This is a genomic window from Corynebacterium lubricantis DSM 45231, from assembly GCF_000379425.1.
Taxonomy (GTDB): Bacteria; Actinomycetota; Actinomycetes; order Mycobacteriales; family Mycobacteriaceae; genus Corynebacterium; species Corynebacterium lubricantis.
Map to the genome: position 1 here is coordinate 84,512 of NZ_KB902182.1, position 12,930 is coordinate 97,441.

At 57.7% G+C, this 12,930-nt stretch carries 16 protein-coding genes; all 16 read right to left on the reverse strand.

Annotated elements, in window-relative coordinates; all coding sequences use genetic code 11:
- Positions 1–4 precede the first annotated feature (4 nt).
- Complete coding sequence (locus tag A37O_RS0101770; protein WP_018295772.1) at positions 5–892, reverse strand: tetratricopeptide repeat protein; 888 nt, start codon at positions 890–892, stop codon at positions 5–7.
- The gene (locus A37O_RS0101775) at positions 893–1,213 is read right to left on the reverse strand and encodes a thiamine-binding protein (RefSeq protein WP_018295773.1); all 321 of its coding nucleotides are present in this window, start codon (positions 1,211–1,213) and stop codon (positions 893–895) included.
- 24 nt (positions 1,214–1,237) lie between these two features.
- Positions 1,238–1,558 (reverse strand): hypothetical protein, encoded by a 321-nt coding sequence (locus A37O_RS15985; protein ID WP_083912561.1) that lies wholly within the window; start codon positions 1,556–1,558, stop codon positions 1,238–1,240.
- A complete protein-coding gene (nucS, locus tag A37O_RS0101780) occupies positions 1,559–2,251 on the reverse strand; it encodes an endonuclease NucS (protein ID WP_018295774.1) in 693 nt (230 codons plus the stop codon).
- Positions 2,252–2,261: 10 nt separating this feature from the next.
- On the reverse strand, positions 2,262–2,726 hold the full coding sequence (locus A37O_RS0101785) for a DUF2550 domain-containing protein (RefSeq protein WP_026196040.1): 465 nt from the start codon (positions 2,724–2,726) through the stop codon (positions 2,262–2,264).
- Between the two features lie 251 nt (positions 2,727–2,977).
- Positions 2,978–3,346: a F0F1 ATP synthase subunit epsilon gene (locus tag A37O_RS0101790; RefSeq protein WP_018295776.1), complete on the reverse strand. Its 369-nt coding sequence runs from the start codon at positions 3,344–3,346 to the stop codon at positions 2,978–2,980.
- Between the two features lie 9 nt (positions 3,347–3,355).
- Positions 3,356–4,807, reverse strand: a complete 1,452-nt coding sequence (gene atpD, locus A37O_RS0101795) for a F0F1 ATP synthase subunit beta (RefSeq protein ID WP_018295777.1) — start codon at positions 4,805–4,807, stop codon at positions 3,356–3,358.
- Between the two features lie 3 nt (positions 4,808–4,810).
- Entirely contained in the window at positions 4,811–5,785 is a 975-nt protein-coding gene (locus A37O_RS0101800; RefSeq protein WP_018295778.1) for a F0F1 ATP synthase subunit gamma, read from the reverse strand.
- A 47-nt stretch (positions 5,786–5,832) separates the two neighbouring features.
- Positions 5,833–7,509 (reverse strand): F0F1 ATP synthase subunit alpha, encoded by a 1,677-nt coding sequence (gene atpA / locus A37O_RS0101805; RefSeq protein ID WP_033377649.1) that lies wholly within the window; start codon positions 7,507–7,509, stop codon positions 5,833–5,835.
- A gap of 22 nt (positions 7,510–7,531) precedes the next feature.
- The gene (locus tag A37O_RS0101810; protein WP_018295780.1) at positions 7,532–8,362 is read right to left on the reverse strand and encodes a F0F1 ATP synthase subunit delta; all 831 of its coding nucleotides are present in this window, start codon (positions 8,360–8,362) and stop codon (positions 7,532–7,534) included.
- A 5-nt stretch (positions 8,363–8,367) separates the two neighbouring features.
- A complete protein-coding gene (locus tag A37O_RS0101815; protein ID WP_018295781.1) occupies positions 8,368–8,937 on the reverse strand; it encodes a F0F1 ATP synthase subunit B in 570 nt (189 codons plus the stop codon).
- A 48-nt stretch (positions 8,938–8,985) separates the two neighbouring features.
- On the reverse strand, positions 8,986–9,225 hold the full coding sequence (locus A37O_RS0101820) for an ATP synthase F0 subunit C (RefSeq protein ID WP_018295782.1): 240 nt from the start codon (positions 9,223–9,225) through the stop codon (positions 8,986–8,988).
- A 101-nt stretch (positions 9,226–9,326) separates the two neighbouring features.
- The gene (gene atpB, locus A37O_RS0101825; protein ID WP_018295783.1) at positions 9,327–10,124 is read right to left on the reverse strand and encodes a F0F1 ATP synthase subunit A; all 798 of its coding nucleotides are present in this window, start codon (positions 10,122–10,124) and stop codon (positions 9,327–9,329) included.
- A 404-nt stretch (positions 10,125–10,528) separates the two neighbouring features.
- Positions 10,529–10,942 (reverse strand): Cg1360 family ATP-synthase-associated protein, encoded by a 414-nt coding sequence (locus A37O_RS0101830; protein WP_026196041.1) that lies wholly within the window; start codon positions 10,940–10,942, stop codon positions 10,529–10,531.
- Between the two features lie 117 nt (positions 10,943–11,059).
- Complete coding sequence (locus A37O_RS0101835; protein ID WP_018295785.1) at positions 11,060–12,253, reverse strand: glycosyltransferase family 4 protein; 1,194 nt, start codon at positions 12,251–12,253, stop codon at positions 11,060–11,062.
- Positions 12,254–12,913 (reverse strand): L-threonylcarbamoyladenylate synthase, encoded by a 660-nt coding sequence (locus A37O_RS0101840; RefSeq protein ID WP_018295786.1) that lies wholly within the window; start codon positions 12,911–12,913, stop codon positions 12,254–12,256.
- Positions 12,914–12,930: the final 17 nt, after the last annotated feature.

Genomic DNA, 12,930 nt, shown 5'->3' on the forward strand with positions numbered 1-12,930 from the left:
AAAGCTAGAACAGGCTGCTAGCCAGGCGCGTCCTGGCTTGCGCCACGCGGGGATCCGCAGCGTCGAAGAGATTAAACAGCTCCAGCAGGCGCTGCTTCGCGGTTTCCTTGTCAGCACCGGCCGTCTGCTCCATGATTGTGAGCAGGCGGTCGAATGCTTTTTCCGGGGCTCCCGCGACAATCTCGGCGTCCGCGGCATCAAGTTGCTTCTCCACGTCGTCGGGATGCGCGGCCGCTTCCTCAATCGCGTCAGTCTCGCGGTTTTGCGGATCGAGCCGCTTAATCACGGCAACGGTTGCCTTCGCCTGCTTAATCTCCGCGTTGCCCGGATCCTCGGCGAGGATCTCGTCGTAAAGCTTTGTTGCCGCGTCGAAATCTCCGACGTTGAGCGCGGCCGTCGCGGCATCGAGGCGCGGATCCTCTGCCTCGGCTGGCTCCCCCTGCTGTGGCAAGCCCTCCAGCTGGGACCCAACCTGCTGCACGAAAGTGTTCACCCACTGAGTCAGCGCGTCGGCCGGCTGACCACCTTCGAAAGACGTCACAGGACGACCCGCGGCGATAGCCAAGACGGTAGGGATGCCGCGCACGCCGAGGGCCTGAGCGATCTGCGGGGTGGAATCAGCATCGACGTAGCCGACGACGAACGCATTGTTGTTGTTCTTAGCTAATTGCTGAAAGGTCGCCTTGAGGCTTTCGGAGTCCTCCGAACGCGCGGATCCGACCTGGACAATCACGGGGATCTGCGTGGAGCGCTGCAGCACCTGGGATTCGAGGTTCTCCTCGGTTACGGTAAAGAAAGCCTCGACCTGCGAGCTATTCATCTTCTCGCGAGCCTCAGTCTGTGCTTGCAAGCGGCCGAGGTCTACGGCACCGGCGGAATAAGGGTTTGTCATTTAGTTCTCCTCGTTCGAGTTTGCGTCTAAGGCTTTATTGAGCGAATCCATCTTCTGATGCAGCTGGTCGGTGTAGCCTTCGCGAATATCCGCCTTGATCACAAGGGAGACCCGCGGGGACACCGACGTCACCGCCTCGGTGGCTCGCTTAATCACGTCCATGACCTCGTCCCACTGACCTTCCACGAGGGTAAACATCGCGTTTGTCTCGTGGGGTAAACCCGATTCATTAACCACCGCCACTGCACGCGCAACCGCGTCCGCCATTTCGGCGGAAGGGTTGCTGGTTACAGTCGGTGCAACTGAGAAAGCAACAATCATGCCCTCTAGTCTAACTAGATTTGCTTATCGACGATCCCAGCAGTGCCGGTGCCAATGTCTGCGGTCATCGCCACGTCCGCCCGTGTCGCGCGGCCACGCGACGATGTGGGCGACTCCCGGTGGTATGTTCTGATTGCACCCCGGACAGACGTAGAACTTCGTCGCCCGCGGCGACCCCATGTGGCGCATGAGGTAGATCTCCCCATGGGTCCACTCGGGTCCTTCTACTTCCTGGGTGCCCAGATATGTCGCACCATCGCGGGGTAACTCCCGGGGAGGTGGCGGGCTTGCGCGCCTGCCCCGTCCGGAGTTGCCTGCCTGCGAGCGTCGATTCCGCCTTGGCATCTAGAACAACCTAAGCTCGTTCGATTCAATGCCACGCAACTCGTCGTAGTCCAGCACAACACAACGAATACCACGGTCTTCGGCCAAGGTTCGCGCTTGTGGCTTAATCTCTTGCGCAGCAAACACCCCCACGACTGGCTTGAGCAATTCATCGCGGTTGAGCAGTTCAAGATAGCGCGTCAGCTGTTCGACGCCGTCAATTCCTCCGCGACGCTTGACCTCGACGGCGACGGAGACGCCATCGGGTGTTTTAGCGAGGAGATCCACCGGACCGATCGGAGTTGGGTATTCGCGGCGCACGAGAGAATAATCTTCTCCCAAGGTTGTAATGTGCTCCGCTAAGAGCTCCTGGAGGTGGCTTTCGACGCCGTCTTTCACCAGACCCGGGTCTTCCCCCAGGTGGAAAGATTTTTCGTCGTGAAGCTGCTCGATAGTGATGCGGAGCTGTTCGCCCTTCGGGTTTTCTACAACCCAGAGGAGCTCGCCTGTGTCATCGCCGTCGATATCCACAATGGATTCCTCGACCAGCGAACACGGAGGTGTCATCCAATTTAGGGGCTTGTAGGCGCGATCATCAGCATGGACGGAAACGGAACCGTCAGCTTTTACCATGATCAGCCTGTCCGCCATCGGAAGATGGGCGTCGAGGCGGCCTACATAGTCAACAGAGCAACGAGCAATGACAAGACGCATGCCTACTAGATTAGCCTTGCTCGCGCTGACGCCCAATCCGCTGGGTCAACGACTTGTAATCCGTCTTTTCTTGGCGAGGATCCGGCGCAGATTCAATCCACGAAATGAGCGCCATGATGATGTGGCGGGTGGCCGCGATCTCGTAGGTAGCCGAATCAGACTTCACGGTCAGGATTCGCACTGCCGTGGGCATAAACTCGCGCTCGGAGGTACCCAGCTCGCGATGGCCTTCGACGCTGAGATAGGTGCGGTCCAGGATTATATCCGCCCGAGGAATAAGTGAGCGCAGCTTGTAATAGCTGAGGGTGTCTCCGCTGTATTGGATTTTTCCGTGGCGCCATCCATGGTTACCGCTGGCGGGAAGCACCCGCAGCAACACCGTTGATCCGCGCGAGCGAAGAGCGAAGAAGCGCAGGGCACCCAACGCCATGCAGATGACTGCGAGTGCAATAAACACCCAGCCTAATAACTCCATGGAAACTCCCCACGATTCTCTCAAATGCCTGCCCCAATACTAGTCCTGGCAACTTCGAAAACCTATCCGCCTTCTGGTTGATGAGCCAAGCAAGGGAGCAAAAGAAAAAGCAATTGTCTCAATTTTACAACGACCGGCAAATCAAGTGGTAAATAGCGAATAAAAAGACCGGCGTTCTCGATCACAGTGATGTGAACGAAAACGCCGGACTTTTTACAATTCCCGAGAAGGAAGAAGGCTTACTGCCCTATTTAGTTCTGGTTCCGTCGCACGGCGGCAAGAGCTGCCTCAGCACGCGACTTAGTCAGATCGTCCTCGCTGGAAAGCTCGGACTCTGAAGCGGCTACGTCAACTTCGTTAGCGAAGATCGCGAAGTCCGCCAAAACCGTCACCTTGTCAGCTGTCACGGAGAGGAAGCCACCCTGGACAGCGGCAACAATCTTGTCGCCATCCACAGGAGTGATGGTCACGACGCCGTTCTCGGCGAGTTGGCCCAAGAGAGGCTCGTGACCAGGCAGCACGCCGATCTCACCCTCAGTGGTCTGTGCGGTAACGATGCTGGCCTGACCAGACCAGAGCATGCGATCCACAGAAACCAATTGGACGGTGATGTCAGCCATGGTGCTCTCCTACTTCTTCTCGTTGAGCTTCTGGTATGCCTTCTCGACATCGTCCAGACCACCGAGGCCGTTGAAGGCCTGCTCTGGGTAGTGATCGAACTCGCCGTTGCAGATACGGTCGAAAGCATCGATCGTCTCTTCCAGTGGCACGTAGGAGCCTGGCAGGCCGGTGAACTTCTGCGCAACGAAGAAGTTCTGGCCCAGGAAACGCTCGAGCTTACGAGCACGCATAACAACGAGCTTGTCTTCTTCACCGAGCTCGTCCATACCCAGAATCGCGATGATGTCCTGCAGTTCCTTGTTCTTCTGCAGAATGTTGATCACACGCTGAGCAACCGCGTAGTGACGCTCGCCGACGATACCTGGCTCGAGGATACGAGAGGTAGAGGTCAGTGGGTTCACTGCAGGGTAAATACCCTTGGAAGCAATACCACGGTCAAGCTCGGTGGTTGCATCCAAGTGGGCGAAGGTGGTCGCTGGAGCCGGGTCGGTGTAGTCATCCGCAGGAACGTAAACGGCCTGCAGGGACGTGATCGAACGGCCACGGGTCGAGGTAATGCGCTCCTGGAGCACACCCATCTCGTCAGCCAGGGTTGGCTGGTAACCCACAGCGGAAGGCATACGGCCGAGAAGGGTGGAAACCTCGGAACCAGCCTGGGTGAAGCGGAAGATGTTGTCAATGAACAACAGCACGTCCTGGTCCTGGACATCGCGGAAGTACTCCGCCATGGTCAGGCCGGACAGAGCCACGCGCATACGGACCCCAGGTGGCTCATCCATCTGGCCGAAGACAAGCGCGGTATCTGGGAGAACGCCCATCTCTTCCATTTCGAGGAAGAGGTCGGTGCCCTCACGGGTACGCTCGCCGACGCCGGCGAAAACGGAGGTACCGGAGAACTCGCGTGCAATACGGGTAATCATCTCCTGGATGAGAACCGTCTTGCCCACACCAGCACCGCCGAAGAGGCCAATCTTTCCGCCCTTAACGTAAGGGGTCAGAAGGTCGATGACCTTAATGCCGGTCTCAAGGATCTCGGTCTTACCCTCGAGGTCCTTGAAGGCTGGAGGCTCGCGGTGGATGCCCCAGCGCTCGCCATCGACACCAACGGACGGGTCGTCCAGGCAGTCGCCGAGCGCGTTGAACACGTGGCCCTTGACCTGGTCGCCGACTGGAACCGAAATTGGCTTGCCGGTGTCGATGACCTGCACGCCACGGACCATGCCGTCGGTTGGGCCCATTGCGATAGTACGCACGAGGTTGTCACCCAGGAACTGGGCGACTTCGAGCGTAACGGTCTTTGCGACTGCCTCGAGAGTAATCTCGACCTGCAGCGCGTTGTAAAGATCAGGCATCTCGTCGCGTGGGAACTCCACGTCGACGACCGCGCCGATCACGCGAACAACGCGGCCGGCGGTGGAACCCGCCTGCTCGTTGCTCTGCTCTGCGAGAGAGGTTGTCATTTTTTAGTCACTTTCTCCATCGTCGGACAACGCGCCTGCGCCGCCGATAATCTCGGTGATTTCCTGGGTGATTTGTGCCTGGCGGGCCTGGTTAGCTTCACGAGACAGGCCCTTGACCAGCTCGTTAGCGTTATCCGTTGCCGCCTTCATGGCTGTGCGTCGAGATGCAGACTCACTTGCGGATGCTTCCAGGAAAATGGAGTAGAGCGAACGAGAGACATACGTTGGCAAAAGATTTGACAACAAAGTCTCGGAGTCAGGCTCGAAATCCATTTCTGGGTGCACGTCGCCAGAGATTTCCTGCAACGATTCCTGTTCCAATTCGATAGATTCAATCACAGGTTCAATTGGCAGCAACTGCTGCACAACTGGCTCCTGGCTCAACATCGAAATGAACTTGGTGTAGACGACGTGCACCTGGTCGAAACCACGTACTGGAACGCCTTCTTCACCCGAAAGGCCATCACGCCACTTGGCTTCACCATTGGAGCTAGCAAGGAATCCGTCGATCATGTGACGGCGCACATCGTGCGTGCCCTCCCATGTTGGATCCTGGGACCAATCGGTCCAAGCACCTGCGATGTCCTGGCTGCGGAACTGGTAGTGTCCCACACCCTTGCCACCGGTGATGTACCGCACAACCTCATAGCCGCTGTTCTCGAGAAGCTTCTCGAGCTCGCCAGCCTTCTTGAGCACGTTGTGGTTGTAACCGCCGGCCATGCCGCGGTCAGAGGTCACGACGAGAACCGCAGCGACCTTTCCATCCTCACGCTCGCGGAGCATGGGGTGGTCCAGGGAGCTAGCAGCAGCAATGCGCTCCATGACGGCTTGCAGCTCGTTTGCGTACGGCAGTGCCGCCGAAACGCGCTGCTGGGCCTTGGTGATGCGCGAGGTCGCGATCAGCTCCTGGGCCTTTGTAATCTTCTTCGTTGAGTTGACGGACCGGATACGGTCACGTAATTCGCGAAGTGTTGCCATGGTTTACTCTCCTCCCTTCCTATTCGTAGACGGTGAGCAAATAATAATTACTTGTTTACCGACTTGCGCTGGACGGAGAGCTGGTTCTTCTGAATCTCATCAGCGTTAAGTGCTTCTGGCTCTGGCTCGCGAACGACGCGCTCGCCAGTCGAGGTCTGGAAGTCCTTAGCGAAGGTCTCGTTGTAGTCCAGGACTGCGGTCTTGGACTCGTCGGAGAGTGCAGCGCCGCCAGCGATCTGGTCGTAGACCTCAGGCCTGGTAGAACGCAGACCTTCCTGGAAGTCACGCTCATAACGGAGAACGTCTTCGACGGGAACGTTGTCGAAGCCACCCTCGTTAGCCAGGAAGATGGAGATGATTTGGAACTCCACTGCCTGTGGCGAGGACTCTGGCTGCTTCAGCAGCTCGGTCAGGCGCTGACCGCGCTCAAGCTGAGCCTTGGATGCGGCATCGAGATCGGAAGCGAAGGTAGCGAACGCCTGCAGGTCGCGGTATGCCGCGAGGTCCAGACGCAGGTTACCAGCAACCTTCTTCATACCCTTGGTCTGAGCTGCACCACCAACGCGGGACACGGAGATGCCCACGTCAACAGCTGGGCGCTGACCCTGGTTGAAGAGATCGGACTGCAGGAAGACCTGACCATCGGTAATCGAAATCACGTTGGTAGGAATGAAGGCGCCGACGTCGTTTGCCTTGGTCTCAATGACAGGCAGAGCGGTCAGAGAACCAGCGCCGAGCTCGTCGTTAAGCTTAGCTGCACGCTCAAGGAGGCGAGAGTGCAAGTAGAAGACGTCACCTGGATAAGCTTCGCGGCCCGGTGGGCGACGCAGCAGCAGGGAAATCGCACGGTAGGCCTCAGCCTGCTTGGTCAGATCATCGTAGATGACCAGGACGTGCTTGCCCTGGTACATCCAGTGCTGACCGAGCGCTGCACCGGAGAATGGTGCCAGCCACTTGAAGCCCGCGGAGTCGGATGCAGGAGCAGCCACGATGGTGGTGTACTCCAGTGCGCCGTTGTCCTCGAGGGTCTTGCGCACACCAGCAATGGTGGAGCCCTTTTGGCCGATTGCCACGTAGATGCATCGCACCTGCTTGGTTGGATCACCGGTCTCCCAGAAAGCCTTCTGGTTCAAGATGGTGTCAATGCCGATTGCGGTCTTACCCGTCTTACGGTCACCAATGATCAGCTGACGCTGGCCACGGCCGATTGGGGTCATCGCGTCAATCGCCTTGATGCCGGTCTGCATTGGCTCTTCGACCGGCTGGCGGTCAAGAACGCCTGCAGCCTGCAGCTCAAGTGCACGCTCTTCGGTAGATTCGATTGGGCCCAAGCCGTCAATTGGCTGACCCAGTGGGTTGATTACGCGACCGAGGAAATTATCCCCGACCGGTACGGACAAAACTTCTCCGGTCCGCTTAACCTCATCGCCCTCGGAAAGGGTCTCGAATTGACCCAGAATAACGACACCGATGGAGTCGGTCTCGAGGTTCTGTGCCACGCCGATGACGCCGTTCGGGAACTCAAGCAGCTCATTCGCCATGCAGCCAGGTAGCCCGGAAACCTGGGCAATACCGTCTGCTGCCGAAATTACCACGCCGACCTCCTCACGGGAGGCCTCCGCGGAGTAGCTCGAGGTGTAGTTCGCTATCGCGCTACGGATCTCATCGGAGGAGATCGTCAGCTCCGCCATGTTCTTCCTGCTCTCGGTAGATTGTTCCAGCATATGTTCTTATGTACTTCAGTCTTTAATAGGAGGTGGCGGCTAGGTTCGTGCGGTAACGCGTGATCTTGCTACGCGTTGAGCCGTCGATGACCTCGTCACCTACGCGGATAACCATTCCACCGAGGAGGCTGGGGTCTACCTCAGAGTGAACGGACATCTCTTGACCGTAAATTCGTTCCAGCTTCTCGGCTAACGCCGACCGCTGCCCTTCGTTAAGCGCCTCAGCCGACACAACATGAGCGGCAGTGCGACCAGTCAAGGCTGCTGCCTCGACTGCTAGTGCCTTCACGTCGTCAACTGGGTTGTGCTCTGGTCGGCCAATGACCTGCAGAGCCAGTGCTTCGGTATATTTCGTTACCTTGCCGTAGAGCACGCTGGCAAGAAGCCCGCGCTTACGCTCTGCGGTTGCGGTTCGATCGGACAGCAGCTGCGATAGCTTGCCTTCGCGGTCCAGCAGACGGGACAGCTGGAAGAGTTCTTCTTCCACCTGGCCGAGCTGGCCCTCGGATTCGGCGCCACGCAATAGGGCACGACGACCAAGCAGGACCAGTCCAGTACGCATTTCACGTGGAGTGGACCATGCGCGTTCGGCGGCTGCTCGCAGTACCTCAAGGGTGCTGTCTGCAACCTTTCCGCCGAATACCTGAGTCATAATGCCCACACGCTGTGCAGACTCCCAAGAGGACTCGGCAACGGCAACACGCAAAGAGCGGTCCGCGTCGAGTGCATCGACGGTGTCGAAAATTTCTGTGCCGGTCTGTGCTGCATACGCCACGACGTTATCCGAAGTACGGATCTTCTCGTCGATAAGGTCTGCGACCTGTGCTAGTGCTTCGCGACTCGCTGCTCGCATCTTGCCTACTTCCGTGCCTGTGAAACGTTGTCGAGCTCGGACAGGAAGCTATCAATCGTGCCGGAGCGACGAGTGGAGTCCGAAAGCTCGGAGCCCAGCAGCTGCTCTGCAAGGTTGATGGAGTTCTGACCGATCTCGTTACGCAGTTCTGCGACAACCTGATCACGGGACGCAGCAAGCTGCTTCTCACCGGCGTCGATGATGCGGCGCTGTTCAGCTTCGCCTTCTGCGCGCATCTCAGCCTGGATCTGCTTGCCCTTTTCACGAGCGGCTTCGCGGATCTCTGCAGCCTCGGCACGAGCCTCGGCGAGCTGTGAGTTGTTCTTTTCCAGGGCAGCTTTAGCCTCAGCCTGAGCAGCTTGAGCACGCTCAATGCCACCCTTAATCCGGTCTTCACGCTCCGCCATGACCTTCTGGAAACGTGGGAGCACGTACTTCCAGAAGAGAATGAAGATGATGACGAAGACGACGGCAGACCAGACGATGTCGTACAGCTTCGGCAGAAGGATGGAGTTGCCACCGTCGAGTGGCAACGTCTCGGCCTCCGCCGCAAGGTAATAAATGACGTTCGTCATAGCTTGCTCCTGTTTCTTAAAAAGTTAATGTCCTGCGGGGATTTCTTTTTAGAACAGGAAGCCTGCAACCAGGCCGATCAGGGCAAGTGCCTCAACGAAGGCGATACCCAGGAACATGGTGGTGCGCAGCTGGCCAGCCATCTCAGGCTGACGTGCCATACCTTCAACGGTCTTACCGACAAGGATGCCGATGCCCAGGCCTGGGCCGATGGTAGCGATGCCGTAGCCGATTGCGCCAAGGCCGGTGATCGAAGACTCTGCAGCCTGTGCCAGGATGATCTCGTTCATGTGAAAGTCGTTCCCTTTCTAGATACCCGGGGGGATTGTTGTCCCGGGCGGTTGTGACGAAGTTGTATGGGGTATTCAATTGGCCGCGCGAACGCGAATTGTTAATGCGAATCTGCGTGCAACGAAAGCTCAATGTAGACAGCAACCAGCAGGGCGAAGATGTACGCCTGCAAGAAGATGACAATGAGTTCGTAGAAGGTGAACAGAACCGCTGCAACGAGTGTCAGTGCCGACAAACCGGTCCATGCATTCAGCTGCCAGAAGAAGAAGTTGGTAGCCGAGTACAAAAGAACCAAAATGATGTGGCCGGCCAGGAAGTTCGCCATAAGACGAAGAGCCAGGGTAACCGGACGCAAAATGAATGTCGAGAAGAACTCGATAGGAACCACCAGGATGTGAAGGACTGGCGGTAGGTTCGGAATAACCACCGAAGACTTGATGTACTTGCCAAGGCCGTAGCGCTGCGCGCCGGCGTAAATCATTGCAATGTAACCAACAAGGGCGAACACGATCGGCATACCGATACGCGCGTTCGGGGAAATGTTGAGACCTGGAATGATCGTGGCGACGTTCATGAAGAGGATGGTGAAGAACAGGGTTGCGATAACCGGAAGGAACCGCTTTCCGTCCTTCTTGCCCAGGATGTCCTCGGCAATGTTTACCCTCACGAAGTCAACTGCGATTTCACCTAAGTTCTGCAAACCCTTAGGAATCAGCTTTGGATTCCTAAAAGCAAGAACAAAAAGGATCACAAGGATGGCCGCCACAAAGAGGCGGACAAGCATAATGCGATCCAATGCGAACGCACCACCGAGGAAGTCTTCCCCGATGATGTGGCCGTAGTATTGCCCCGGGAAAAATTCTGGGTCCAGCTCAGGGGCATGGAACTCCCCCCGCATGGCCAAATTCGTAACGCTCAGCGTTCTCTCCCGTTCTCGGGCCGCACCGATAGGTGTTCGATGCGGTGCGATGGACGTCTTCAAATCGTCTGCTCCCGCGGCGGACTCCGTCGCACATCAGCGTCCGCGGTGACAGGGGATGTTCTTACGGTGGCATACATCCACCTCAAGTAACCCGCAGGCTAGCCTATCAGTCACAGTGAAAATCGAGGTGTTGAGAATTCCATTTTGAGGCTTCTTTCATGGTTCTCTCCCCAATTTCGGGGGATATTGCAGGTATACCCACTTTTCGCACGCTTGTAAGGTCTGTCACACGTCCCCCGGTTGGGGGAACATGCCAGGTGCATAGCGCACGAAAAAGGCCCCCCGGAGGTCATCCGGAAGGCGTATAGCTTGGCTTATAGCTAGCTCACATAGGTGACGCGGGTTGTGATTACACCCCACGTTTCCGTTGCCAAAACTACAACGAGGGCCGCAATTGTGGTGACTCCCAGTGCAGCCTGGTCATAGAAATCCATTCCTCGCAGCCAGGCCAGAATTAGAATCAAGACCACAATCTTGACCAGCCAGCCACCGAGAACCACCGCAAGAGTCGTTGACGCCGAGGTATTAGCGGTCAACAGCACTGACAGCGCTGTGAAGAGGACAAACCCTCCCCCGATGGCAGCCCCAATCAGTACACCCCAAATACCGGGAAGGTCCCGGAGCGCTCCCCAAATAATTAAGGAGACGATGGTGAGGACGATCAGTGCGCCTCCACCGAGCTTCACTGCACGAATCAGCGGGCGTTTGGGATCGTCGAAATCAACGTCCTCGATCTGGGTGGATACTTGATCGGTTTCTTCGGGATTTGATGCTGCGCTAGTCACAGTGGTGATACTACCGAGGTTGCCTGCCACGACCTATTTGCGACGATCTATTTACAGTGTCGGGTTTCACGCCGAGGCGCTTGCCGTCCCGTTTCGGCGTTGTGTCTGTTCATCATCGGGGTCCTTGGGTCGCCCGATCTTGCCCTGCACCGCGGGCACGATGGTGGCGAGTGCGGCAAACACGAGCAAGACAATGCTCAAAAGAAGGGCAATCCTGGAAGGAAAGACCGAAAAGCTCACTGCCCCAAATGCGACGGCTGATACCCACAGATAGAGCACCAAAACGGTGCGCCGGTGGGTATGTCCGAGTGCCAGGAGTCGGTGATGAATGTGCTGCCGGTCGGCCGAGAAGGGGCTCTTCCCCTTGGACAAACGCCGCACGACGGCCATAACCAGGTCGAGGACCGGCAACGCAATAGCCGCTAGTACAACAATCACAGGACTCATCAACGCGACCACATCTGCGGTGCCGTAGAGAGACATGTTGATTTTCCCTGACGCAGAGATACTCGCAGCGGCCAGCAGTAAACCGATCAGCATGGAGCCGGAGTCGCCCATAAAGATGCGGGAAGGCTCGAAGTTGTGGGGCAAGAAACCAATACACATGCCCACTAACCCGGCACAGATAATGGCGGGCGGATACGCCGACACGGCGCCACCTTGATCGTGGAGCACGGTGAGCGAGAAGATCAGGATTGCTCCGCCGGCGATGGCGCCCAGTCCCGCGGCTAAACCGTCAATGCCGTCTACGAAGTTGATCGCATTGACCAGCAGGACCGTAAATACCGTCGAGGCAATTACTCCCTGCGTCTGGTCAAGCACGAGCGTTGTCCCATCCCCGAACGGGAGGTAGATCATTGTGACAGACAAACCCAACACACTCATCAACACCGCAGCGAGGAGCTGCCCGATGAGCTTCGTTAAGGCACCGAGCTCGTAGAGGTCATCGATCACGCCGACGACGACGATCGCAAAAGCGCCCCACAGCACCGCTGTCATTTCCGGCGTGATGGGAGCAAAACCTCTGGTCAGCGCGGGCAATTGTGCGGCGAGGAAGACTGCGCCGAGGAAGCCGGTGAACATGGCCACCCCGCCCAGACTCGGGGTGGGTTGGGTGTGCACGTCACGTTGACGGATCTCGGCGACTCGGCCGCTGCGCACCAAAATGGAACGGACAACTCCTGTGGCCAGATAGGTTATTGCGGCGGCAACGAGGAGGATGATTCCAAGTTCGCGCAGCGGAACGCCAGCGCCTGTCACTTATTTCCTCCGCAATTGCTCCGGATCGAGGCCTAACACTTCACCAATGCGCTCGGCGGTGATAGCGCCTTCACGCAAGATCACGGGGCTACGACCCGAGATATCCACAATCGTCGAGGGCTCGCCAATGGAGGCCTCTCCCCCGTCGAGATACACCGATACAGCCGAACCGAATTGTTGTTTCGCTCCCACCGCGCTCGTCGGTGGCTGCTTTCCGGAGATATTGGCACTCGAGACAGCCATCGGACCTACCTCGCGCAGCAATTGGATCGCAATCGGCTGCAAAGGCATGCGCAGCATCACGGTGCCGCGGGTATCCCCCAGGTTCCATGGCAGCGATGGGGCTTCGGGGACCACGATAGAGAGACCACCTGGCCAAAACGCCTCGACGAGGGTCTTCGCGGTATCGGTAAATTCAAGGACGAGGCCTTGAATTGTGTCCCAGGAGCCGACCAGCACGGGCACCGGCATGTCAGGGCCACGACGCTTGGTAGCAAGAAGGCTGGCTACGGCATCATTATTAAAGGCATCCGCCCCGATCCCGTAAACGGTGTCGGTAGGAAGGACTACGGTGCGGCCCGCGCGCGCAGCCTCAACCGCGGCGGCGATTCCCTCCTCGCGTCCCTTCGGATCAAGACAGTCATAAATCTTGCTCACCATAACCGTGTGGGTTCCCT